General features: G+C 41.9%; 24 protein-coding genes. 17 read left to right on the top strand and 7 right to left on the bottom strand.

Annotation, left to right across the window (positions count from 1 at the left end):
- Window position 1: 1 nt before the first annotated feature.
- The 4 genes from trpB to BUC10_RS15760 all read left to right on the top strand — a co-directional run bounded on the left by trpB (window position 2) and on the right by BUC10_RS15760 (window position 4,103).
- The gene (trpB, locus tag BUC10_RS15775; protein ID WP_073181432.1) at window positions 2-1,183 is read left to right on the top strand and encodes a tryptophan synthase subunit beta; all 1,182 of its coding nucleotides are present in this window, start codon (window positions 2-4) and stop codon (window positions 1,181-1,183) included.
- A gap of 43 nt (window positions 1,184-1,226) precedes the next feature.
- The gene (gene trpA, locus BUC10_RS15770; protein ID WP_073181430.1) at window positions 1,227-1,994 is read left to right on the top strand and encodes a tryptophan synthase subunit alpha; all 768 of its coding nucleotides are present in this window, start codon (window positions 1,227-1,229) and stop codon (window positions 1,992-1,994) included.
- Window positions 1,995-2,024: 30 nt separating this feature from the next.
- On the top strand, window positions 2,025-3,521 hold the full coding sequence (locus BUC10_RS15765) for a M20/M25/M40 family metallo-hydrolase (RefSeq protein ID WP_073181429.1): 1,497 nt from the start codon (window positions 2,025-2,027) through the stop codon (window positions 3,519-3,521).
- A gap of 159 nt (window positions 3,522-3,680) precedes the next feature.
- A complete protein-coding gene (locus BUC10_RS15760) occupies window positions 3,681-4,103 on the top strand; it encodes a LytR/AlgR family response regulator transcription factor (RefSeq protein ID WP_073181427.1) in 423 nt (140 codons plus the stop codon).
- Here BUC10_RS15760 and BUC10_RS15755 read toward each other — a convergent pair.
- The 5 genes from BUC10_RS15755 to BUC10_RS15735 form a co-directional block, all read right to left on the bottom strand.
- A complete protein-coding gene (locus BUC10_RS15755) occupies window positions 4,100-4,801 on the bottom strand; it encodes a uracil-DNA glycosylase family protein (RefSeq protein WP_073181511.1) in 702 nt (233 codons plus the stop codon). The genes BUC10_RS15760 and BUC10_RS15755 overlap by 4 nt on opposite strands.
- 57 nt (window positions 4,802-4,858) lie before the next feature.
- Window positions 4,859-7,405: a phosphoenolpyruvate carboxylase gene (locus tag BUC10_RS15750; protein WP_073181424.1), complete on the bottom strand. Its 2,547-nt coding sequence runs from the start codon at window positions 7,403-7,405 to the stop codon at window positions 4,859-4,861.
- 171 nt (window positions 7,406-7,576) lie between these two features.
- Window positions 7,577-8,338, bottom strand: coding sequence for a peroxide stress protein YaaA (gene yaaA / locus BUC10_RS15745; RefSeq protein WP_073181422.1), 762 nt, complete (start codon window positions 8,336-8,338; stop codon window positions 7,577-7,579).
- Between the two features lie 88 nt (window positions 8,339-8,426).
- Entirely contained in the window at window positions 8,427-9,455 is a 1,029-nt protein-coding gene (locus BUC10_RS15740; RefSeq protein WP_073181420.1) for an RluA family pseudouridine synthase, read from the bottom strand.
- Between the two features lie 2 nt (window positions 9,456-9,457).
- Window positions 9,458-10,045 (bottom strand): PASTA domain-containing protein, encoded by a 588-nt coding sequence (locus tag BUC10_RS15735; RefSeq protein ID WP_073181418.1) that lies wholly within the window; start codon window positions 10,043-10,045, stop codon window positions 9,458-9,460.
- Between the two features lie 79 nt (window positions 10,046-10,124).
- On the opposite strand from BUC10_RS15735, the gene BUC10_RS15730 reads away from it, so the two are divergent.
- The 5 genes from BUC10_RS15730 (at window position 10,125) to BUC10_RS15710 (ending at window position 15,865) form a co-directional block, all read left to right on the top strand.
- Window positions 10,125-11,099, top strand: a complete 975-nt coding sequence (locus BUC10_RS15730; protein ID WP_073181416.1) for a D-alanine--D-alanine ligase — start codon at window positions 10,125-10,127, stop codon at window positions 11,097-11,099.
- A 29-nt stretch (window positions 11,100-11,128) separates the two neighbouring features.
- Window positions 11,129-11,587, top strand: coding sequence for a pantetheine-phosphate adenylyltransferase (gene coaD / locus BUC10_RS15725; RefSeq protein WP_073181414.1), 459 nt, complete (start codon window positions 11,129-11,131; stop codon window positions 11,585-11,587).
- 197 nt (window positions 11,588-11,784) lie between these two features.
- The gene (locus tag BUC10_RS15720; RefSeq protein WP_073181412.1) at window positions 11,785-13,623 is read left to right on the top strand and encodes a PAS domain-containing sensor histidine kinase; all 1,839 of its coding nucleotides are present in this window, start codon (window positions 11,785-11,787) and stop codon (window positions 13,621-13,623) included.
- Window positions 13,607-14,020, top strand: a complete 414-nt coding sequence (locus BUC10_RS15715; protein ID WP_073181410.1) for a response regulator — start codon at window positions 13,607-13,609, stop codon at window positions 14,018-14,020. The genes BUC10_RS15720 and BUC10_RS15715 overlap by 17 nt, the downstream gene beginning before the upstream one ends.
- Window positions 14,021-14,062: 42 nt before the next feature.
- Entirely contained in the window at window positions 14,063-15,865 is a 1,803-nt protein-coding gene (locus BUC10_RS15710) for a M14 family metallopeptidase (RefSeq protein ID WP_073181408.1), read from the top strand.
- Here BUC10_RS15710 and BUC10_RS15705 read toward each other — a convergent pair.
- Window positions 15,846-16,454, bottom strand: a complete 609-nt coding sequence (locus BUC10_RS15705) for an NUDIX hydrolase (RefSeq protein ID WP_073181405.1) — start codon at window positions 16,452-16,454, stop codon at window positions 15,846-15,848. The genes BUC10_RS15710 and BUC10_RS15705 overlap by 20 nt on opposite strands.
- Before the next feature lie 7 nt (window positions 16,455-16,461).
- On the opposite strand from BUC10_RS15705, the gene pyrE reads away from it, so the two are divergent.
- Both pyrE and BUC10_RS15695 read left to right on the top strand, forming a co-directional pair.
- Window positions 16,462-17,100: an orotate phosphoribosyltransferase gene (gene pyrE / locus BUC10_RS15700; RefSeq protein WP_073181403.1), complete on the top strand. Its 639-nt coding sequence runs from the start codon at window positions 16,462-16,464 to the stop codon at window positions 17,098-17,100.
- Between the two features lie 10 nt (window positions 17,101-17,110).
- Window positions 17,111-17,503: an SRPBCC family protein gene (locus BUC10_RS15695; protein WP_073181401.1), complete on the top strand. Its 393-nt coding sequence runs from the start codon at window positions 17,111-17,113 to the stop codon at window positions 17,501-17,503.
- 1 nt (window position 17,504) lies between these two features.
- Here BUC10_RS15695 and BUC10_RS15690 read toward each other — a convergent pair whose 3' ends face one another.
- Window positions 17,505-18,248 carry a biotin--[acetyl-CoA-carboxylase] ligase gene (locus BUC10_RS15690; RefSeq protein WP_073181399.1) on the bottom strand — a complete coding sequence of 248 codons (744 nt, stop codon included), beginning with the start codon at window positions 18,246-18,248 and terminating at the stop codon, window positions 17,505-17,507.
- Window positions 18,249-18,329: 81 nt separating this feature from the next.
- On the opposite strand from BUC10_RS15690, the gene rsfS reads away from it, so the two are divergent.
- Genes rsfS through BUC10_RS15660 form a run of 6 tightly spaced genes read left to right on the top strand, consistent with a single transcriptional unit; the run spans window position 18,330 to window position 23,027 of the window.
- The gene (gene rsfS, locus BUC10_RS15685) at window positions 18,330-18,707 is read left to right on the top strand and encodes a ribosome silencing factor (RefSeq protein ID WP_073181397.1); all 378 of its coding nucleotides are present in this window, start codon (window positions 18,330-18,332) and stop codon (window positions 18,705-18,707) included.
- 6 nt (window positions 18,708-18,713) lie between these two features.
- The gene (ftsH, locus tag BUC10_RS15680; protein WP_073181396.1) at window positions 18,714-20,657 is read left to right on the top strand and encodes an ATP-dependent zinc metalloprotease FtsH; all 1,944 of its coding nucleotides are present in this window, start codon (window positions 18,714-18,716) and stop codon (window positions 20,655-20,657) included.
- A gap of 45 nt (window positions 20,658-20,702) precedes the next feature.
- On the top strand, window positions 20,703-21,311 hold the full coding sequence (locus tag BUC10_RS15675; protein ID WP_073181395.1) for an LUD domain-containing protein: 609 nt from the start codon (window positions 20,703-20,705) through the stop codon (window positions 21,309-21,311).
- Window positions 21,312-21,315: 4 nt separating this feature from the next.
- A complete protein-coding gene (locus BUC10_RS15670; protein ID WP_073181394.1) occupies window positions 21,316-22,119 on the top strand; it encodes a phosphatidate cytidylyltransferase in 804 nt (267 codons plus the stop codon).
- Window positions 22,109-22,774: a phosphatidylserine decarboxylase family protein gene (locus tag BUC10_RS15665; protein WP_073181392.1), complete on the top strand. Its 666-nt coding sequence runs from the start codon at window positions 22,109-22,111 to the stop codon at window positions 22,772-22,774. Before BUC10_RS15670 ends, BUC10_RS15665 begins: the two co-directional genes overlap by 11 nt.
- Entirely contained in the window at window positions 22,767-23,027 is a 261-nt protein-coding gene (locus tag BUC10_RS15660; RefSeq protein ID WP_073181390.1) for an acyl-CoA-binding protein, read from the top strand. The genes BUC10_RS15665 and BUC10_RS15660 overlap by 8 nt, the downstream gene beginning before the upstream one ends.
- The last annotated feature ends 68 nt before the right edge of the window (window positions 23,028-23,095 follow it).

The raw sequence follows: 23,095 nt of genomic DNA, 5'->3' as shown, positions 1-23,095 counted from the left end.
CATGAGTTATCACGTTAATGAAAAAGGATATTATGGTGAATTTGGAGGGGCTTTCATCCCAGAAATGCTCTACCCAAACACCGAGGAGTTGAGACAAAACTACCTTAGTATCATGGAGGAACCTTCCTTTAAGGAAGAATTCCAGCAATTACTTCGGGATTATGTGGGTCGCCCCACTCCTTTGTACTTCGCAGAGCGAATGTCCGAACGCTACAAAACCAAGATTTACCTAAAGCGGGAAGACCTCAACCATACCGGTGCCCATAAGGTCAACAACACAGTAGGGCAAATCCTGATGGCCAAAAAACTTGGTAAAAATCGAATCATAGCAGAAACCGGTGCGGGCCAACATGGTGTGGCCACAGCCACCGTATGCGCGCTAATGGGTATTGAATGCGTGGTATATATGGGTGAGGTGGATATAGCACGCCAAGCTCCGAACGTAGCCCGAATGAAAATGTTGGGAGCAGAAGTGCGACCGGCGCTTTCAGGGAGTAGGACCCTAAAAGATGCCACGAATGAAGCCATTCGCGATTGGATCAACAACCCTGTAGATACCCACTACATTATCGGTTCTGTGGTGGGACCTCATCCCTATCCAGATATGGTAGCACGATTTCAATCCGTGATTTCCGAGGAAATCAAAACCCAGTTATTGGAGAAGGAAGGAAGGGAAAACCCTGATTACGTTGTTGCCTGTGTTGGCGGTGGAAGTAATGCTGCCGGCGCATACTATCACTTTTTGGACAACCCAGAAGTAGGGATAATTGCGGTGGAAGCAGCCGGAAAAGGAATTGATACCGGTGAGAGTGCCGCCACCTCAGCTCTTGGGAAAGTTGGTATTATCCATGGGAGCAAAACCTTGTTGATGCAAACCCCAGATGGGCAGATAACCGAACCGTATTCCATATCCGCTGGTTTGGATTACCCTGGTGTGGGCCCCTTGCATGCCCACTTGTTCAGGTCGGGGCGTGGAGAGTTTATCTCCATCACAGATGATGAGGCCATGACCGCTGGTCTTACCCTCTGTCAAATGGAAGGCATTATTCCTGCCATTGAATCCTCCCACGCTTTTGCCATTTTGGAACAGCGAAAGTTCAACCCAACCGATGTGGTGGTAATGAACCTTTCCGGAAGAGGGGACAAAGACCTACAAAACTATATTGACTATTTTAAATTATAATTTTTGTCTTTCCTGGAAATTCAGGAATCCACAAAACATTGTTATGATAAAAAACAGAATCAACCAAAAATTAAAAGAGGATAAAAAACTATTATCCATATACTTTACGGCAGGGTATCCGAAACTAACCGATACGGTGAAGATCATTGAGGATTTGGAAAAGAACGGTGTGGATATGATTGAAATTGGCCTTCCGTTCAGTGACCCTCTTGCTGATGGACCAACAATCCAAGACAGCTCGACCCATGCCTTAAACAATGGTATGAATACCGATTTGCTTTTTGAACAACTTCAAAACATTCGGGAAACTGTATCCATTCCCTTGGTGATGATGGGCTATTTCAACCCGGTGTTTCAATATGGGGTTGAGGCTTTTTGCAAAAAATGCCAAGAAATTGGAATTGACGGTATTATCCTTCCTGATTTACCCCTAGATGTATACCAAGACGAATATGAGCAAACTTTCAAGAAATATGGATTGATCAATGTCTTTTTGATCACCCCTCAAACCAGTGATGAACGGATCCGGATGATAGACAAGGTATCTGAGGGGTTCATCTATATGGTAAGTTCGGCAAGTACCACAGGAGCCAAAACGGGGTTTGGGAATGAACAACAAACATATTTTGAGCGGATTGCAGAGCTAGATTTGAAAAATCCTCAAATTGTCGGATTCGGAATAAGCAACAAAGCCACTTTTGACCAAGCAACAAAAAACGCCAAAGGAGCCATTATTGGCTCGGCCTTCATTAAGCATTTGACCCAGCATGGAACGGAAAAAATAGATGGGTTTGTAAGGGGAATTCGCTAACTTCGAGTTTGGAATTAACCTAAGCACTTTATGAGAAAAACAATCTGTTTTTTCGTTTTACTGGTCTCCTTTTTCACATTCTCCCAAGATGATGCCGCAGTTAAATCGCACGTAGCACATGCGATAGAGGAGTTAAGGGATTTTATTAGCATTCCCAACGATGCACTGGATGCGGATGCTATTGATGACAACATCCTTTGGCTCAAACGCAAGTTTGGGGAACGAGGGTTCAATACGGCTGTTTTGGAGACTGATAATCTTCCTTTATTCTTTGCGGCTCTGCCCATGGAGGATACCAAACCGTCCCTATTGATCTACATGCATTTTGATGGACAGTCGGTAGATCCTTCCAAATGGGATCAGCCCAATCCGTATACCACGGTGCTCAAAAAACCTGTTGGTGATACTTTTGAGACTATTTCCTTTGATGAACTAAAAGACGACATAGATTACAATTGGCGATTGTTTGGGCGTTCTACCTCGGATGATAAGGGTCCTATTGTGATGCTACTAAATACCATTGACCTGCTGAAAAAAGAAGGGAAGGAAATCCCTTTTAATCTTAAGGTCATCTTGGATGGGGAAGAAGAAAAAAGCAGTAAACCCTTACCTAAAGCGGTAAAACAATACCGTGAGCTCCTTGAAGCTAATTTTTTGGTGATTGTGGATGGCCCCATGCACGCCTCCGGAAGTCCAACGGTTGTATATGGCTGCCGAGGCATTACCAGCTTAACACTGACTACCTATGGTCCGATAAAGCCCCAACATAGTGGCCATTACGGAAACTATGCACCAAATCCTGGATTTCAGCTAGCTCAACTGCTTGCCGGAATGAAGGATTCGGATGGGAGGGTAACCATCCCGGGCTACTACGATGGTATTGTTCTAAACGAACAAATATCCGAAGTCCTACGGAGTGTGCCCGATAGTGATGCAACCATCGCGGAAAATCTACAGTTCAAATCTGCCGAAAAGGTCGGGGGTTTCTACCAGGAAGCACTTCAATATCCGTCCCTAAATATTAGAGGTCTTGGATCGGGATGGGTAGGTGAAAAACGAAGAACCATTGTCCCAGAGCTGGCCACCGCCGAACTAGACCTGAGATTGGTACCTGAAAGTGATGGCAACCGTCTTAAAAGATTGGTCAAAGACTATATTTCAAAACAAGGGTATCATGTTATTGACCATGTTCCGTCAAAAGCCGAACGGATGGCCCATGATAAAATCGTGACCGTAAATGAAGGTAGTGTCACTGATGCTTTTAGGACTGACTTGGACAATTCTTATGGAAACTTTCTGGTGGAAACACTCCACGAAGCATTTCAAGATGATGTAGTACGCGTTAGGATTATGGGCGGAACCGTTCCCATATCCCCTTTTATCAACGAACTAAAGATTCCAGCCTTTATTGTTCCAATGGTCAATCCGGATAATAATCAGCATAGTCCCAACGAAAATTTGAGGATTGGGCAGCTGGCCTATGGTATCAAGGCATTGTATTCGATTTTATCCAGCCCGGTCAATTAGAAACTCCCTTAACCGATAGTTTTCATTGTCAGATGCACCCCTCAAAGACCGTGAAATAAGAAGCAAAAGGATTTCATCTATTTTAACGGCAATACATCCCACTTTATGTATTTAATGGTCAAAGCTTTATAATTTTAGGAGTCCCAAACCTACTTAACTATGAAGTATACCGTTCTAGTAATTGACGATTCCTCTATTCAACGTCTGGCCACGTCAATTCTTGTCAAAAATCACCCGCAACTGAAACTTTTAGGTGCTTATGGAAATCCCTATGAGGGAATTAAGGCGATTTACGACGAAAAACCGGATATGGTATTTATGGACGTATTGATGGATAATGTGGATGCCTTTGAACTCTTGGACAGCATTGAAGTTCTTCCCCCTATTATTCTAAATTCAACTTGGTCTAAATTTGCTGCAAGGGCCTTTGACTACGGCATAAACGATTTTCTGATGAAGCCCATGCCCAAAAAGAGGTTTGATATTGCTATTAAAAAGGTGATTTCACAAATTGAACAAGCCCAGCTTACAAAAACTAAGACATTTTCCTTTTTAGAAACCTACTCCGAGTTCAACGCTTAAACTGATTCCTCGAAAAAAGGTCGGTATTGGATAACCCTAAAATCCATAGTGTTGAACTTTGGATTCTTGTCTTTCATGTCCTTGTAGCGCTGTAAACTTCCAACCGCTCTATTGGCAGCTCCCGAAGGTGCTGTCAACGAAACCGTTTTAACCCATCTTGATTTTTCAGTGGTTCCCGAAGAAATAGGTAAACTAAATCTATGAATTCTTGGCACCTCATTAGAAACCACTTCCAAGACAAGCTTTGCTTCCTTCAATAGCTTTCGGAAGAAATATTCTGGGCCATTCTTACTGTTTCCACCCATAAATAATAGTGTGTCTATATTCGGAAAGTCCCTTAAATAGCCCAGCATATCTCGCAACTTTACATTTTCCATACCCAAATCGGAAGCATCTATTTTTTGTCGTTCAGCACTGGCCACGATATCGCAAACCCCTATTTTGTTAGCTAGAAGGAAGTGTTTTCGCTGCTCCGCCGCTTCGTTTGTAGTTTCAAACTTTAGATCCAGCTCAAATATTCGGTCCAAAATGGGCCAAAGCATACCATTTCTACTCCCATAACAGAAGTCCACATCATCCGGTTTCAGCTCTCCCGTTGTAAATCTTGGAGGTGGTAAGGTCCCCACAATTAGCTTGGTGGCCTCGTGAAAAAGAAAAGGCTCATACGGATGGGTATGTAGAAAGGGTTTTATGCTCAAAACTTGACATACTTCTTCCAACTTAACACGGAAGAACTCTGTTTCAAAACTAAGGTTTTAGGCCGAATTTCGGCTGGCATTGATATTTCCATAGAGGGATCGCGTAACGATTTTTTCATAGAGCTCCCTGTATTTGGAATCTTTGGTGATATGGTACAGTGCATTCTGCTGTATCACCAACAATGGCAGCACGATTTGCTCCCTAATTTTTACAGATTCCCTGGATACTTCTTCGTCTTCCATTAGGATATGCTGTCCTGAAATCTCCAGTAACATTTCCTTGGACAATTGGTATTCGTTGAAAAGTACGTTCCAAAACTCACCAAACTCCTTATCATCGCGCATATAGCTTGTAAGGTCGAAATTAGTTTTGGCAAGCGACATCATACTGTTGTGCATAAGAGCCCTAAAAAACGGAACTTCCTGATATAGTTTTTTAACCTCATCCAGCTTTCCATCAGATTTTAGTTGTTGAATGGCAGTTCCTATTCCAAAATATCCCGGGACGTTTTGCTTCAGTTGACTCCAGGAGCCCACAAATGAAATTGCCCTTAAATCGGAGAGCGTCAATTGTTTTTTATTGCCCCGTTTTCCAGGCCTACTACCAATGTTCGCCTTGGTATAGAACTTCAATGTACTCCGATGTTCCAGATAGGGGATAAATTTATCGTGCTGTTTTAGAGCGTCATATTTGCTAAAACTTAATTCGGAAAGGGTACCGATCAATTCCCGTTGTTCTGTTGAGATTACATGTTCCTTGCCATATAGATCATTGCTTAATCCAGCTGTCAACAACTGCTCCGCATTGTGGATAAACTGTTCTTTGGTGCCATAGGTACTGGTAATGGTCTGACCCTGAATGGTCATCTGTATCTCATGGTTGGCCACATCATTGGTCTGCGCCGCATAAAAACGGTGGGTTTTCCCGCCACCACGGGCTGGTGGTCCTCCCCTACCATCAAAAAAGATAGCTTTTATTCCGTTCTTCTTGCATACTTGGCTCAAAGTTTCCTTGGTCCTAAGTATGGACCAATTGGCTTTTAGATATCCTCCATCCTTGGTACCATCAGAAAATCCTAACATGATGGTATGTTTGTTGTTTCTTCGCTCCAGATGAGACCTATAAATTGGGGTATCGAAAAAAGTCTGCATCACAGCTTCAGAAGCCTCCATACCCTTCATGGTTTCAAATAGCGGCACAATATCAAAGGTGATTTCATCTGTTTGCCAACCACACCACCTGAACAGTCCAAATACAAAAAACACGGAATAGATATCCTCGGAGTTACTGATGATGTAGCGGTTACAGCCATCCTCTCCGTTCTTGGACTGAATGTGCCCCAACTGCTTAATGTTGGTCAGTGTATCCCTAACTATTTCTTCCTCGTAATCCGAAGGATTTAGTTGAAGGTTCTTTTCCAATAACCAACTTACAAGTTCTTCCTGACTTAATTCATCCAAGCTCTCCTTAATGGCACCTTCTTTTTTGAGCACGGTTTCCACCACCAATTTATGTTTGCTATGATCCTGACGAATATCCAAGGAGGCAAAATGGGTCTTAAAAATATGCACCTTGTTGATGAACTGATCCAATTGTTTCAAGTACAGTCCGTGGTGGTTGCTGACCAGTTTTTCCCGAATACCATCCAAATGCCCCATAATCTCATCATAACCGATAATCGAACTGGCATCGAACATGGCCTTATAAAATCTATTGCTCAACGTAATAAGATCGTGCTGTATACTTTTAAAGGTCAATTTTTTTCGAAGGGCCTTCAACTCGTTATAGTAGCATTTCATAAGGGTCAGTCGAAGCTCATCGGCCACTTGCCTAGTTACCTCGGCGGTCACAAATGGATTTCCATCCCTGTCCCCTCCTGGCCAAAACCCAAGCTTAATAATATCGTAATTGCTAAAATCTTCAGCCCTGATGTTACTTTTAATGTATTCAAAGAGCTCCCCAATGGCATCATAATAGGTATTCCTAAGAATGTATATGATGTTTTTGGCCTCGTCCAATGGAGTGGGTTTTTTTGAATTTACCAATGAGGTCAGACCCAGTTGCTGTAAAGTCAGATCAATATTGTCTATGCGATCCTTATCGATAAGTGACCTTAGCTCCGTGATAATATCCAATACAGCTGGGGTATAGAACTGTGTTGGATGCGCCGTCAACACAAATCTGGCACTAAAACTGGACAGGTTTTTGGAAATTTTATCCCAGTTCTTTGTCTGGTTGACCAATTCAAAGTAATCCTTAACGGAAAGCGAATTGGTGTATTCCTGCAATTTCGGAAATGCAGAGTCTTCAACGCTATCGTACAAAACCACCTGTCGCTCTACATATTGGATAATCTTGAACATAAAATCTAAACGTTTACGTTCATCCTTGATCTCCACAAAATTGGTAAAAAAGGTTTCCAGGATTTCTTGGGGTTGCCTCCCGGCCTTCAAACCCTGTTCGCACTGATCCAGTAACAAAGGAATAAGCATTCCCACATTTTCAATGTCCCTGTAAGGCAGGCTTAAAAAAAGGCTGTTATATATATTGAATTTATTGGTAACGGATTTCCTAAACTCCTCCAGACGTCTTGACTGCTGCATAGGATTTATAGTTATGAATGGTTATTATTTGACGAAAGGCTAAGTTCGGCATAAATGCCGAAATGATGCATACAATTTATGCAAATCACAATTTACGGGGCAAGCCCCATAAACTTAACAGCTTGCAGCAACTTTCCGATATTGGTTGACTTTTAAGGTAGTATTAAATTCCTAGCGAACAAAAACAGGTTCATTCTCTTTTAAGGTATGTGCGGCGCTAAAGGTGTAGCCATCATAATCGAACCCCTTGATATCCTCCAAGGTTTGGGCTTCTGTATCCAAGATATATCTTACCATGGAACCCCGTGCCTTTTTAGCGAAAAAGCTGATTACCTTAAGCTTATCATTTTTCCAATCCTTGAAAATAGGCGTGGTCACCGGAACTTTTAGGGTTTTTGGATCTATCGCTCCAAAATATTCATTACTGGCCAAATTGATAAAAAGTTCATCATCATCCAACTCCTCATTGAGGTGGGCCGTCAACTGTTTTTGCCAGAATTCGTAAAGGTTCTTTTTGCGGGCAACTTTAAGTTGGGTTCCCATTTCCAGTCGATAAGGTTGAATCAAATCCAAAGGTTTAAGCACACCATAAAGGCCGGAAAGAATCCTAAGTGTATCCTGAAGCTTGTCCAGTTTATCCTCAGAAATGGTATAGGCATCCAATCCTTGGTAAACATCCCCATTAAAGGCATAGACGGCTGGTCTTGCATTATCGGGGTTAAATGGGACGGAAAATTGTTGGTTTCGTTCCCAATTAAGTTCTGCCAACTTATCTGAAATGGACATCAACTTTGCCAAAGCCTTTGGCTTTTTCTTTGCCAGAACAGCATTCAGTTTTTGTGATTGTTCCAAAAATTGGGGTTCAGTATATCGGCTTGTGGGAAGTGCTGTTTCAAAATCGAGTGACTTGGCCGGAGAAATAACAATTTTCATGGACAGTAATTTTTAGTAAAAATAGGAAGGAAATATGGTTTTAGGTAGTCGTAATCCAATGTGTTATCAATCCTTGGATTGATGAAACTTATGATTCGCTATGCTTTGAGTAGTTTCGCCATTTTTCAATACATGCTACCATGTCCTCAGGTAGTTCCGAATCAAACCGCATGAACTCTCCAGTTTCCGGATGCTCAAATCCCAAGGTCTTGGCATGCAACGCTTGTCTCGGGAGCACCTTAAAGGCGTTCTCCACAAACTGTCTGTATTTAGTGAAAGTGGTACCCTTTAAAATTTTATCACCTCCATATCGCTCATCGTTAAAAAGGGTATGTCCAATGTATTTCATGTGTACCCTAATTTGGTGGGTTCTCCCTGTTTCCAACCTACAGGAAACCAAGGTCAAATATCCAAGACGTTCCAAAACCCTATAATGCGTAACCGCTTCCTTCCCTTGATCGCCCTCTGGGAAAACCATCATCTGCAAACGGTTTTTTGGGTTGCGCGCAATATGGCCCTCTACCGTACCCTGGTCTTCTGTGAGATTTCCCCAAACCAAGGCAACATATTCGCGCTCACTGCTTTTATCAAAAAACTGCTTGGCCAAATGCGTCATGGCCGATTCCGTTTTGGCGATAACCAAAAGCCCGGAGGTATCTTTGTCTATCCGATGCACCAATCCTGGTCGTTCCGAACTATTTTTTGGTAAATTCTCAAAGTGGTATACCAACGCATTGATCAATGTACCGGAATAATTTCCATGGCCTGGGTGTACTACCATGCCTGCCGGCTTGTTAACCACTAGAAGGGCATCGTCTTCATATACAATGTCCAAGGGTATGTTCTCAGGAGTGAGTAAAAACTCATAGGGAGGATGTTCAAACATCACCCTAACCTCATCCCCGGCTTTTACCTTATAATTCTGTTTTACAATGGTATCGTTCACCCAAATCTGGCCCTGTTTGGCAGCTTGCTGAATTTTGTTTCTAGTTGCATTTTCAATGAAATTCATCAAAAACTTATCCACCCGAAGGGGTTCCTGCCCCTTTGAAGCTACAAATCTATGGTGTTCAAAAAGCTCGTCCTGTGAGAGATCATGGGATTCGGAAGTATCCATGCCTATTGAGAATCAGCCTGTATCCTAGCGCTACCGGGAATGGTACCGTTACCGCAGACCAGTTCTATTTTCGAGGTCTTCGGAAGTTTATCTCCAGGTTTGATGTATTTCCCCTTATGCCTCATTCGGTAAACCATATCCCGGCCAAGCTCGTCAATGTAGGTAACACGCTGCACATCCAGTCCCACAGCATTGAGCATGGTTCTTGCATTTCGCTGGGTGACTTGGATAATATCTGGCACGGTAACCTTTTTGTACCCGGATGGATTTACCGTAAAATAGATTTTTCGGTTCGATTTCACCTTATTACCGGCAGGTGGGTCTTGTTCCAAGATTGAAAATCTGGGGTATTCCGGATTGTAATTGGACGAATCCAAAACTTGATAGCGCAGACCTACGTCCTCAACGGCTTTGCGCATTTCCATGACCGACATTTTGGAAAAATCGGGCACTTCCACAAACTCTCCATGGTTGGTAGAGCTTTTAAGCCACTTTAAGGTGAGAAAACAAAGCAGTATAACTGCCACCAATGCCAACCCTAACTGGATGAGGAAGACACGGCTTCTTAAAAAGTTTAGAAAATGTTTCATGTACATTGTCTTATCAAGGCAAATATAGGAAAGCCAGTCCTTTTTTCTTTACTTTGGCAATGCCATATTCGACGAACCGATGAAAAAGAACATAGCCATCATCATGGGCGGATACTCCAGTGAGTATGAAATATCCATTAAGAGTGGCACGGTAGTCCACCAGAATTTGGATCGTTCCAAATACCAGCCTTACCGCATAATTGTTACCCAGGACAAGTGGGTATATCTAAATGATGAAGAAAAAGAATTTCCAGTCGATAAATCCGATTTTAGCATTGCATTGCCAGAGGGCAAAATTGAGTTTGACTGCGTTTTTAATGCCATTCATGGCACACCCGGGGAAGATGGTATTTTACAGGCCTATTTTGAGCTGCTTGAGATTCCACAAACCTCATGTGGACATTATCAAGCTGCCCTTACTTTCAACAAAAGGGATTTACTAAGTGCCCTTAAACCTTATAATGTGCCCTGCGCAGAATCCTTCTACCTAAATGCCGGAGAAATCGTGGATGAGGATCTAATTGTTGGTAAAGTAGGACTTCCCTGCTTTGTAAAGGCCAATCGGGCAGGAAGCAGTTATGGCATCACCAAGGTTTATGAAAAGGAAAAATTAAGGTCGGCAATTGCAACGGCACTGAAAGAGGATGATGAGGTAATCATAGAATCTTTTTTGGATGGAACCGAAGTATCCGTGGGTGTTATCACCTATAAAAACGAGATTACCGTGCTTCCTATTACCGAGATAGTATCTGAGAACGATTTTTTCGATTATGAAGCCAAGTATCAAGGAAAATCTCAAGAAATTACCCCGGCCAGAATCACCAAAGACCAAGAACTCCAAGTTTCCAAATTGGCGGAATTTATTTATCGAACCTTAAAACTAAAGGGATATAGTCGAAGTGAGTTCATTTTTATTGGAGATATCCCGCATCTATTGGAAGTAAACACCACTCCGGGTCTCACTGCGGAAAGTATTCTTCCACAACAGGCACAGGCTGCAGGTATAGACCTTGAAAATCTATTTGGCTCTGCCATTGAAGAAGCGTTGCGATAGAAAATCTGTATTTTTAAAAAAACCTTTTCATGAGACGTGCTATTTTTCCAGGATCCTTTGACCCACTTACTTTGGGACATTATGATATCATTAAAAGAGGCATTACCCTTTTTGATGAATTGTTTATTGCCATAGGAATCAACGCGGATAAAAAATATATGTTCTCCCTGGAAGAGCGCACTAGATTTATCGCAGAGGCCTTTAAAGATGAACCCAAAATCAAAGTGGTCACCTATAAGGGACTTACGGTGGAATTTTGTAAGGAAGTGGGCGCTGATTTTATTCTCAGAGGACTGAGGAACCCTGGTGATTTTGAGTTTGAAAAGGCCATTGCCCACACCAACCGAAAGCTATCTGAAATTGAGACAGTATTTCTTTTGACTTCCTCTGGTAAATCCTATATAAGTTCCTCCATCGTTAGGGATGTTATCCGAAATGGGGGAGATTATTCCGGCTTGGTTCCAGACACTGTAATGGTATCCAAATAAGGCCCGGTTTTCGCCCAATTTGACCACACTCAATTGGCCCAATAGCCAACTGCTCTTCCAAGGGCAAACTCTACCTTTTTTTAGGGAAACAACATATTTCGCCCGATTCACAACAAATACTCATGTAAGAATAGTATTACTATTATTTTAGTGAGAAATTTCTTATAAAACCATTAACCCCAAATCACCCCCGAAATTTGAATACTACCAAAACCTTACCTTATCAGTATATACTGAAACAACTGCCAAGGGCCACTGCGCTGGTGGATAAAAACCTGATTTTTCTAGATGCTTCAGACTCTTGGTTCACGCTTTTTGAATCCAACAGAAACCAAGGTGCCGATATCTACGATTTTTATCAGGGACATCAACATGCTTCCAAAGCCACTATCAAAAAAATACTGGCGACCGACGAATTAAAGGTAATCAGACATAAACGCACCAAGAATAAAGAAGAGCAGTGGTTTGAAAGCAGTTTCACGCCATGGTTCGATGAGCAAGAAAATCTTATTGGCACGATTATCCAGACAATGGAAATCAGCAATTTCATGGAACAAGAGCTCGAATTAGATCGGGTGAACACCTTGCTCAAGACTCAATCGGAAGTGGCCAAAGTTGGAAGCTGGGAGTACAATATTGCTGATGAACAACTCTCTTGGTGCAAGGAAACCCGAAAAATTCATGGGGTGGATCCAGATTATCAGCCGGCTTTGGCCGAAGCCATCAATTTTTACAAACGCGGATACAGTCGGAATAGAATCTCAATGCTATTCCACAAAGCCTTGGAAGATGGCACCCCTTTTCATGATAAATTGATTATTATGACCCAATCCGGAGAGGAACGATGGGTAACCGCAGGTGGAAAAGCCATTAAAAAGGGTGGAAAAATCATAAAACTATTTGGAACCTTCCAGGACATTAATGACCAGGTCCTGGCAGAAGAAAAAATTAAGGAGAGTAGTCAATTGTTGAATACGCTGATTGACAATCTTCCCATAAATGTTTTTATAAAAGATAAGGATTCCAGGAAAATATTGGTCAACAAAGCTGAGTGCGATTACCTAGGTACCACACCCGAAGAGTTGATTGGAAAAACGGATTTTGAGCTTTACGATAAGGATATTGCACAAATATCCCGGGATGAGGATTTGGAAGTTATGCGTAGCCAGGAACCTATGTTGGCCCGTGAGACTATTAGCGTACGAAAAGATGGTAAGGCCACCAACTTTCTGACCTCTAAAATTCCCTTACTCGATATCAACGGAAAGCCAAACGGGCTTATTGGCATGAGCATGGATATCACCAATTTGAAACAGAAGGAAGATGAACTTCGAAACCTTATAAATGTAACGGCGATCCAAAACAAAAAGCTGATCAACTTTGCACATATTGTTTCGCACAACTTAAGATCTCATACTGCCAACTTTTCTATGCTGCTAGACTTTCTTGTTCGCGAAAAGGAAGAGCTGGAGAAAGAACGGATCCTAAAAATGTTATCTCATGCCTCTGACAATTTGCTGGATACCCTTGAAAACTTAAACGAAGTGGTTGATATCAGCACTAACGTTAATCTGGAGAAGAAATCCTTGAACCTACTGGAAAATATTACCAAGGTGCAACAGAATCTCTCTGCCTTTCTTGAGGAAAACAAAGTGGAATTTGACATTTCAATACCAAAGAATCTCAATGTCATGAGCGTCCCTGCTTATTTAGAAAGTATTCTGCTCAATGTGGTAACCAATGCCGTAAAATATCGAAGTCCGGACAGGAAACCTTTGGTAGAATTGAAAGCACAAAGACAAGACAAGCAAGTCGTATTTAGTATTTCAGATAACGGTATGGGAATTGACCTAGAACGATATGGCGGTAAAATCTTTGGGATGTACAAAACATTTCATACCAATAAAGATGCAAGGGGGCTTGGTCTATACATCATTAAAAACCAGATTGAGGCCATGGGGGGCAATATTACCGTGAACAGTGAAGTGAACAAGGGAACAACCTTCAACGTTTATTTTAATGAAGAAGGTCAATAGTATTTTTATCATAGATGATGACCCTATAACGGTTTTTGGCATTAAGAAGATGTTGAAAACCATTACCACCTGCAGGGACATTACTGCTTTTGAGAATGGAAAACTTGCGTTGGAAGGCATCCAAAATAGGCTGACAGAGGATGTTGAGGTACCGGAGGTTATTTTTCTGGACATTAACATGCCCATCATGGATGGGTGGGAATTTCTGGAAGAATTGGTGTCGCTAAATATCAAAAAACGGATGATCATCAATGTCATTACCTCTTCAATTGATCCCAAGGATTATAGAAAATGGAATGAGTTTAGACTGCGGTGTATTCATTACCTCAATTTTAAGAATAAACCACTCTATAAGATTGAAGAAACTGACCTTAGCAGGATCAATTTGGCCTCATAACCATAATATTCCTATTTTTAGTGTTGCTAATGCAGTGTGGCCATGTTCGTTTTCAACCAAACCCCCGCTTTCAAATATCTTTTATTTCTATTGCCTTTGCTGCTGGTCCTTTCTTGTGAAACGGCAACCCAGGATAAAATACAGACCTATATTACCCATTTTGAAGAATCTGACGGAAAGGAGACCGCAACCTATGAGCAGACTATTGATTTTTATATAAGACTGGCCAAGGATTTCCCAGAGGTCAACATACAGACGATTGGGGAAACGGACAGTGGATACCCTTTACACATTGTTACTTACAATCCTGAAGGGGACTTTAATTTTGAGAACGTCCGCAGTGATAAGGCCATTATTTTGATCAACAATGGAATCCATCCCGGGGAAAGTGATGGCATTGATGCCACCATGCTGCTATTTCGGGATTTGGCCACCGAGAAACTGGAAAGCCCGAGGCAAAGTGTAATTGTTACCATTCCCATTTACAATATTGGTGGAGCGTTGTATCGAAATTCCAATACCAGGGCCAATCAGAACGGCCCCTTGGAATATGGTTTTAGGGGCAATGCCCAGAACTATGACCTGAATAGGGATTTTGTGAAAATGGATTCTAAAAACGCCCATACCTTCGCACAGATTTTCCATTTGGTAAAACCCGATGTTTTTATTGACAATCATGTAAGCAATGGGGCGGATTACCAATATACCCTGACGCATTTGTTTACGCAGCATAACAAGTTGGGTGGCGAACTCGGACAATATTTAAATACGGAGCTAAGACCTAGGCTTGAAGAATCTTTGGCCAAAAAGGAATGGGACATCACCCCTTATGTCAACGTATTTAATCGCCCGCCAGAGCTTGGTTTCAGTCAATTTATGGACCATCCAAGATACTCTACAGGATATACCACCTTATGGAACACCCTGGGCATGATGGTCGAAACCCATATGCTCAAACCCTATAGGCAACGAGTTGAAGGCACCTATGCACTCATGGAGAGCATGCTCAGCATCGTGGAAAAGGACAAGGACACCATAAAAGAATTGCGCCAAGAAACCATAGAGAAAAACAGGGAACAAGAGAAGTATTATTTCAATTGGCAGGTTGACACCACAAAAGTTTCGATGCTAAATTTTAAGGGATATGAGGCCCAATTGGTGGGAAGTGATGTCACTGGACTTTCCCGCCTAAAATACGATCGTGGTGTACCGTTCGAAAAAGAGACTGTTTACCATGACCATTTTATACCATTGGACACAGTTACTGTACCAGCGGCCTATGTTCTTCCAAAGAGTTGGCACCGAATCATGAAACGATTGCAGGCCAATGACGTTCAATATGTTGAAGTGGACAAGGATACACTGCTGCAGCTGGAGACCTATGACATAATTAACTTTAGCACGCGAGAAAATCCGTATGAAGGACATTATCCGCATTATAACACGAAGGTGGCAAAACGTTTGGAAGAAGTGCAACTGCGTGAGGGTGATTGGATAGTCCCTGCTGACCAAGAAGCGACCCGGTATTTATTGGAAACCTTGGAGCCCCAGGCTGATGACTCATTTTTTAATTGGAATTTCTTTGATACGGTACTCCAGCAAAAGGAAGGGTTTTCACCTTATGTTTTTGAGGATGTTGCTTTGGAAATACTCAACAAGGATACAATAATGAGGGCAAACTTTTTGGCTCGGAAGGAACTGGATGAAGCCTTCTCCCAAGATTGGTATGCGCAACTGGACTGGATTTACCAGCGTTCAAAATTTCGTGAAAAACCTTATATGAGATATCCTATAGCAAGGGTTGCGAAAGGTTCAAGGGCAGAAGCTATTCTTTTACCTGAGTAGGCCAATCCTCAAAAAGGATTTTGATGTTGTGATAGGAATTTCGCAATGCCTTTCTGATTTTTTTTGGCCCCTTCCATTTGACCTTCATAATACCCTCCTCTTCTTGTCCTTGTAATTTCCCGTCATAAGTTGTGCTCATGGCAAACCAGTGAACTTGTTTTAAACGGTATTCCCCATTTCGCCGAAACACATGATAAGTAGTTTGAAGAAATTTATCTATAATAAGGTCTTTTACCCCGGTCTCCTCCTCTACTTCCCGCATGGCAGCTTTTTCTATGGATTCCCCCTTGTCCACCTTACCTTTGGGCAGATCCCACTTATCATTCCTATAAATAAAAAGAACTTTGCCCTTGGCATTGGTCACAAATCCACCTCCAGCTACGACAACGGGGATTTTGTGCATAAACACATCCAAGATTTTTTCTTCATCTGGATGGTAAATGTAAGCTTCGGAAAGTCGTCCCTTGGCCAAAGAATCAATGGCCATAACAATAGAATCACCATCTAAGGAAAAGAGGTTTCCATGGGTATTGTCCTGTCGCTCATTTGTTAAGATCAGTGGGGACTCATTAACAAAAACTTTATACATTTGCCCAATGGTTTTAAACAAGGATACAGCAAAAAAAACTGCCGAACTTCTGCTGCAAATTAATGCAATTAAGTTGGAACCAGAAAATCCTTTTACATGGGCTTCTGGTTGGAAATCTCCCATATATTGTGACAACAGGATTATGCTCTCCTATCCCGAAATTCGTGATTTTGTTAGGAAAGAAATGGCTAAACAGGTAGAAACACTCTATGGCAAACCTGATGTGATTGCTGGGGTTGCCACCGGCGCGATAGGTATTGGTATTCTGGTTGCGGATGTCCTTGGACTTCCTTTTGTTTATGTACGACCGGAACCCAAATCGCATGGAAGGCAAAATCAAGTAGAGGGGCATTTGGAAGCAGGTCAAAGTGTGGTCGTGATTGAAGACCTTATCAGCACTGGAAAAAGTAGTCTGAACGCAGTAAGGGCCTTACGCTCACAAAATGTGGATGTGAAGGGCATGGTTGCGGTGTTCACCTACGGATTTTCATTGGCTGACACCAATTTTGCCGAAGAAAAAGTGGCCCTTCATACTTTATCGGATTACGATCATTTAGTAGAGCAGGCATCCGAAACCAATTACATCAAAACATCACATTTTCAAACCTTATTGGAGTGGAAATCCAATCCACAGCAATGGAAATAAACCTCTTATAATGCATATTGAAGTACCCAAAAAAAAAGTTGCAAAAAGCGCAAAGGACGTATTTGATTTTTTAACGGACATCAAGAATTTTGAAACCCTAATGCCCGAAAACATTGATAAGTTTGAGGTCTTGGATGATACCACTTTTAGGTTTGCCCTTAAGGGTATGCCGGAAATTGTCCTTCGTCTTAAGGAACAACTACCTCATGAAAAAGTAGTTTTAGGGGCGGCAAGTGACAAATTACCCTTTACCTTGACAGGCAATATTGAAGCTTTGGGAGCAAATGAAACCGAGGTAGGTTTGAGTTTTGAAGGCGAATTCAATGCCATGATGGCCATGATGATAAAATCGCCTATTACCAACTTTATGGAGACACTGTCGACCAATATGGATAAAATCTAGGTCAATATAAGAGCGAAACCTCTTTTAGGCCATAGGTTTGGAATATCTTATCTTCCAATTCAACAACAAGTTGCCCTTCGGGAGATACACCCCGGATGAAACCCATAAACATATTGCCCTTTTGGTCTTTAAATGTTGATGGCTTGTCTTTGCGAAATAGCATGGCCTCATAAGAGGGTAAGAGCTCGGGGAACGTTTTTTCTTCTACTTTGGACAAATGCAGCTTAAGTTTTTCAAGAATTTGCTGAAGCAATTCCTCTAAATCAAAATTCTCACCGACTTGCAGTTTAAGCGAAGTCACCTTATTCAATCCAATGAAATTGGTTTGATTGACATTTAGTCCTATTCCTATGACGGAACTTGGTATGACATGACCTTTTAGGACATTTTCAATAAGAATTCCACAAATCTTGGAAGAACCTGACATTATGTCGTTGGGCCATTTTACGCTAATATCTGGGATATTTAGCTCCCTCAAAACATCAGTTACCGCCAGGGAAACGCAGATGTTCAAATTAAACTGGCAGGCCGAAGGCAGACTCTTAAATAGCTTTAAGACACTAAAGGTAAGGTTCTTACCAGCTTCCGACTGCCAAGAAGTTCCCATTTGCCCGCGTCCTTTGGCTTGTTTTTGGGTAACCACAACTGTATAATCGGAAAGCTTCTGCGAACGCATTAAATTCCTTAAATACAGATTTGTGGAGTCCGTGGCATCAAGTTTGATTATTTGTGATAGTTCTCCCAATGTGGTGCGTCCAAGGTTATGTTAAAATCTAGGGCTAAGAAAACAAAAAAAATATAACTTTGTAGAAACTAAAATTTTTGAATGCAGAAAACGAAAGCTAGTGCAGATGAGCTGATTGCCCTAATTTTACATGGAATAGAAGAAGTTAAAGGAGTAGATATAAATCTACTTGATTTAAGGGAAATCGAAAATACCGTTTGTGACTACTTTATTATCTGCAATGGTACTTCCAATACGCATGTTAACGCAATAGTCTCCTCCATCCAAAAAACCGTCAGCAAAGCCATTCAGGATAAACCTTGGCATGTTGAGGGCGCGGAGAATGCAGAATGGGTCCTCATGGACTATGTAAACGTTGTGGTGCATGTATTTCAAAAACATATTAGGGAATTCTACGACATTGAAGGACTTTGGGGAGATGCCAAAGTGACCATGGTGGAGAGCAGTTACAATTCTTAAAGAAAAATGGCAAAAGAAAACAATACCAATACCCCTAAAAAACCTCGTTTTAGTTCCTGGTGGATCTACGGTGTGGTCATCGCGTTAATTGTAGGATTTCAGTTCTTCGGAGGCAATAGCTTCTCCAGTACCGAAAAGACCACTACCTCAGAACTCCAAGAGTATCTTAGAAATGGGGATATCGCAGAAATCTTAATCATTACCAATACCAGACAGGCCAAGGTCTTCCTAACGGAGGAAGCCCTTCTAAAGGATGTGCACCGAAATGTGGCGGACAGGCCGTTCAATTTTACCGCTGGAAAGATTCCGCAGTACATATTGGATTATGGTGACCTCCAGAATTTTGAGGATGAAATAACCAGTATAAAGAAAGAGAACAATCTCGACACCATTGTTGATTTTGACACAGAGTCCAATGTATTGGGTGAATTATTGTTATCCCTACTTCCATTTGCCTTGATCATAGGTATCTGGATTTACCTGATGCGCAGGATGTCTGGGGGAGCCGGAGGCGGTGCTGGCGGACAGATTTTCAACATTGGAAAATCAAAGGCCAAGCTATTCGATGAAAAGACCGACACCCGTACTTCGTTCAAGGATGTCGCCGGACTGGAGGGCGCCAAAGAAGAAGTGCAGGAAATCGTTGAGTTTTTAAAGAACCCTGACAAATACACCTCCCTTGGGGGTAAAATCCCTAAAGGAGCCTTACTGGTAGGACCTCCAGGAACCGGTAAGACACTTCTGGCAAAGGCCGTAGCTGGTGAGGCCAAGGTTCCTTTCTTTTCACTATCCGGTTCGGATTTTGTGGAAATGTTCGTGGGTGTTGGAGCATCGCGGGTACGTGATTTGTTCAAACAAGCCAAGGACAAATCACCAGCCATCATCTTTATTGATGAAATTGATGCCATCGGTAGAGCTCGTGGGAAAAACAACTTTACTGGTTCCAACGATGAAAGGGAAAATACCTTAAACCAGCTTCTAACAGAAATGGATGGTTTTGGCACCAATACCAATGTTATTGTTTTGGCGGCCACCAACAGAGCCGATGTCTTGGACAAAGCTCTAATGCGGGCCGGACGTTTTGATCGACAGATTTATGTCGACCTCCCAGACTTAAGGGAACGTAAAGAAATATTTGAGGTTCACTTGAGACCTATTAAGACAGCAGAGACCCTCGATTTGGACTTTTTGGCCAAGCAAACTCCAGGTTTCTCGGGCGCGGATATCGCAAACGTTTGTAACGAAGCCGCGTTGATTGCCGCTCGAAAAGAGAAAAAATCGGTCAACAAACAGGATTTCCTTGATGCCGTGGATCGTATTGTTGGCGGATTGGAGAAGAAAAACAAAATCATTACTCCAGAGGAAAAAAAGACCATTGCCTTCCATGAAGCGGGTCACGCCACCGTAAGCTGGATGCTGGAGCATGCCGCCCCACTTGTCAAGGTAACCATTGTACCTAGAGGACAATCACTGGGCGCAGCCTGGTATTTGCCGGAAGAGCGTTTGATTGTGCGACCGGAACAGATGCTGGACGAAATGTGTGCCACTATGGGTGGTAGAGCTGCCGAGCGGGTCATTTTTGATAAAATCTCTACAGGGGCACTTAGCGATTTGGAAAAGGTAACCAAGCAAGCCCGAGCCATGGTGACCATTTATGGACTTAATGATCAATTGGGGAATATAACATATTATGATTCCTCTGGCCAGAACGAATACGGTTTCACAAAACCTTACAGCGAGGAAACCGCCCAAAAGATAGATGAAGAAATTTCAAAAATCATAGAAGAGCAATACCAGCGGGCCATTAAATTGTTAGACGACAACAAGGATAAACTTACCGAGTTGGCCGAGCGATTGTTGGAAAAAGAAGTTATCTTTAAGGATGACTTGGAAAAGATTTTTGGAAAAAGACCCTTTGAAAAAGAAGAGTTGGAAACTGCAGAATCATAGACTTACTATTGATTATTTACAGGGAATAGGTATTTTTAAACCATAATGGGAGTTTTTGACAAACTTTTTGGTGGTGGCAAGAAGGTTTCCAAGGAAACCCTGGAAACACGTGGGGAACATATGCCCGACCTAAAAATCCCAGTTGACGAGAAATTCACCATTTATTTCAAAAAAAATGGGGGCAAATTCATCTACTGCGAAGACGATTTGGAGATTTCCGAGGCCCTTCAAAACATTGTTTCGGAGAACGACTGGCAACAACACTTTTTCTACACCCTAGATCCTCGCTTGGAAAACCGATTTGCTTCGGAAAAGATTCAATTCACAAAAAATCAAAAGGAAAGTGACATTTTTTTTACCACTTGTGAGCATTTAATAGCGCACAATGGTTCCATTTTGGTATGCTCCAATCAAATCAAAGAAAAAAAATTGGATGAACTTCCGTCCAACCTTATTGTTTTTGCCACGACCAGTCAGCTGGTGGACTCAATCAGCGAAGCATTAAAGGTCATCAAGGAAAAATACAGAAAGAATATCCCTAACAACATCACTACCCTAAAACACTTCCAACCCACTCCTGAAAACAAAAATGATTTCCTTTCCTACGGAAGTGCCTCAAAAAATGTATATCTTTTATTGCTAGAAGACTACTAACTACATGAAAGAAATTCTAAGGCGCTCTATTACCGGGGTTATCTATGTGGTACTCCTTATGGGCACCGTGTTTCTAAGTTCAGATGCGTTTGATTTTCTTTTTATGGTTTTTGGGCTAGCCTGTTTGTATGAGTTCAAGCGTATCGTTCGGCTAAAGGAATACTATATCTATGTGGCTTTTCTTGCCCTATGGTGGGCTTATATCTACCTCATCCATGACCAGTTTTTGATTACCTTTTTAATGCTGTTGACCATAACAGTGGATTTGGCCTTGCTCGTATTTCTTTTTTCCAAGAAGGCAGTTGATTTCAATAAATTACAAAAATTTGTCATTGCCGTTTTATACCTGGGCGGAGGTTGTATTTTTCTGACTATGATTCCCTATAAACAAAACAATTTTGCCCAATTTTTGATTATGGGCATCTTTATTTTGATATGGGTCAATGACACTTTTGCCTATCTAGTGGGTCGAAGTATTGGCAAAACCAAACTTTATCCGACAGTTTCTCCAAAAAAAACTGTGGAAGGTTCTATTGGAGGTCTTATTTTTGCATTGGTTGCAGCCTACATTTTGTCAAGGTATGAGACAAGCTTAACAGTAATGCAATGGATGATCCTGGCCTTTGTAATTGTTTTGGCCGGAAGTCTTGGAGATTTATTGGAGTCCAAATTTAAACGTGTTGCAGGGGTAAAGGACAGTGGTGCCATCTTACCTGGACATGGTGGAATTTGGGACCGCTTGGATAGTCTTGTATTCGCTGCACCATTTGCATATTTGGTACTTAATATATTTTCCTATGTTTCATAAAGAAGGTCAAAAAATAATTATCACCACCTTTTTTTTAGTTGTAGCACTTATTCTCGTAGCCCAGTTTTATGTAGATATGGAATGGGCACGATTTGCCCTTCAGATAGGGGGTCTTGTTATTCTGGTATTAATTTTGCAATTCTTTAGGAACCCAAAACGATTGGTCACTCCAAATTTTGATGAAATTCTAGCCCCAGTCGATGGCAAAGTGGTTGTCATTGAGGAAGTTGAGGAACCTGAATATTTTAAAGGCAAACGAAGGCAAGTATCCATATTTATGTCCCCTTTGAATGTCCACGTTACGCGCTACGCGGCCAGTGGTACTGTAACTTACTCCAAATACCATCCTGGTAAATATCTGGTAGCGTGGCATCCAAAATCGAGCACGGAAAACGAACGTACCACGGTTATTTTGCATACCCCAAAATTTGGTGAGATTGGGTATCGGCAGATTGCGGGAGCTTTGGCCAGGAGGATTGTGAACTATGCCGAGGAGGGGGAACAAGTGACCCAAGGACAAGATGCCGGTTTCATAAAATTTGGCTCAAGGGTGGATTTATTGCTCCCTTTGGATTGTAATATCACGGTGAAACTCAATCAAAAAGTGGTTGGTGCTAAAACCTGTATAGCATCGGTCGCCAAAAGAGATGAATGAGGAGGAACTACATACTCAATTTAGGGAGGCTGTAGAATACGTTAACTCCTATACAGAGCCGCTTCCGGCGGATTTGTTGCTCAAGTTATATGCCTACTACAAAATAGCCAACAAAAACTACCGTCATCCTGGCAGTAAAACCCCGTTAATAAATGCTTTTAAAGCAAATGCCTTGATTCAGGCCCAGAACATAAGTGCCGAGGAAGCAATGCAATCTTATATAGCCTTGGTCAACTCAGAAATCAGAAACTAGGTTTTCCAAAAAAGAAAAGCCGGAAACATAGTTCCCGACCTTTCAAAATTAAAAAACAAAATAAGCTT

Origin of the sequence: Flagellimonas flava (assembly GCF_900129665.1) — a bacterium.
Taxonomy (GTDB): domain Bacteria; phylum Bacteroidota; class Bacteroidia; order Flavobacteriales; family Flavobacteriaceae; genus Flagellimonas; species Flagellimonas flava.
The sequence above is the reverse complement of the archived record's forward strand: the minus strand, read 5'-3'. Positions and strand labels throughout refer to the sequence as shown.

Coding starts and splice junctions, on each gene's coding strand:
- BUC10_RS15715 (WP_073181410.1), top strand. CDS start 13,607: ATGAAGAAGGTCAATAGTATTTTTATCATAGATGATGACCCTATAACG.
- BUC10_RS15695 (WP_073181401.1), top strand. CDS start 17,111: ATGCATATTGAAGTACCCAAAAAAAAAGTTGCAAAAAGCGCAAAGGAC.
- ftsH (WP_073181396.1), top strand. CDS start 18,714: ATGGCAAAAGAAAACAATACCAATACCCCTAAAAAACCTCGTTTTAGT.
- BUC10_RS15660 (WP_073181390.1), top strand. CDS start 22,767: ATGAATGAGGAGGAACTACATACTCAATTTAGGGAGGCTGTAGAATAC.
- trpA (WP_073181430.1), top strand. CDS start 1,227: ATGATAAAAAACAGAATCAACCAAAAATTAAAAGAGGATAAAAAACTA.
- BUC10_RS15735 (WP_073181418.1), bottom strand. CDS start 10,045: ATGAAACATTTTCTAAACTTTTTAAGAAGCCGTGTCTTCCTCATCCAG.
- BUC10_RS15730 (WP_073181416.1), top strand. CDS start 10,125: ATGAAAAAGAACATAGCCATCATCATGGGCGGATACTCCAGTGAGTAT.
- coaD (WP_073181414.1), top strand. CDS start 11,129: ATGAGACGTGCTATTTTTCCAGGATCCTTTGACCCACTTACTTTGGGA.
- BUC10_RS15765 (WP_073181429.1), top strand. CDS start 2,025: ATGAGAAAAACAATCTGTTTTTTCGTTTTACTGGTCTCCTTTTTCACA.
- trpB (WP_073181432.1), top strand. CDS start 2: ATGAGTTATCACGTTAATGAAAAAGGATATTATGGTGAATTTGGAGGG.
- yaaA (WP_073181422.1), bottom strand. CDS start 8,338: ATGAAAATTGTTATTTCTCCGGCCAAGTCACTCGATTTTGAAACAGCA.
- BUC10_RS15710 (WP_073181408.1), top strand. CDS start 14,063: ATGTTCGTTTTCAACCAAACCCCCGCTTTCAAATATCTTTTATTTCTA.
- BUC10_RS15740 (WP_073181420.1), bottom strand. CDS start 9,455: ATGGATACTTCCGAATCCCATGATCTCTCACAGGACGAGCTTTTTGAA.
- pyrE (WP_073181403.1), top strand. CDS start 16,462: ATGGTTTTAAACAAGGATACAGCAAAAAAAACTGCCGAACTTCTGCTG.
- BUC10_RS15750 (WP_073181424.1), bottom strand. CDS start 7,405: ATGCAGCAGTCAAGACGTCTGGAGGAGTTTAGGAAATCCGTTACCAAT.
- BUC10_RS15675 (WP_073181395.1), top strand. CDS start 20,703: ATGGGAGTTTTTGACAAACTTTTTGGTGGTGGCAAGAAGGTTTCCAAG.
- rsfS (WP_073181397.1), top strand. CDS start 18,330: ATGCAGAAAACGAAAGCTAGTGCAGATGAGCTGATTGCCCTAATTTTA.
- BUC10_RS15760 (WP_073181427.1), top strand. CDS start 3,681: ATGAAGTATACCGTTCTAGTAATTGACGATTCCTCTATTCAACGTCTG.
- BUC10_RS15670 (WP_073181394.1), top strand. CDS start 21,316: ATGAAAGAAATTCTAAGGCGCTCTATTACCGGGGTTATCTATGTGGTA.
- BUC10_RS15665 (WP_073181392.1), top strand. CDS start 22,109: ATGTTTCATAAAGAAGGTCAAAAAATAATTATCACCACCTTTTTTTTA.
- BUC10_RS15705 (WP_073181405.1), bottom strand. CDS start 16,454: ATGTATAAAGTTTTTGTTAATGAGTCCCCACTGATCTTAACAAATGAG.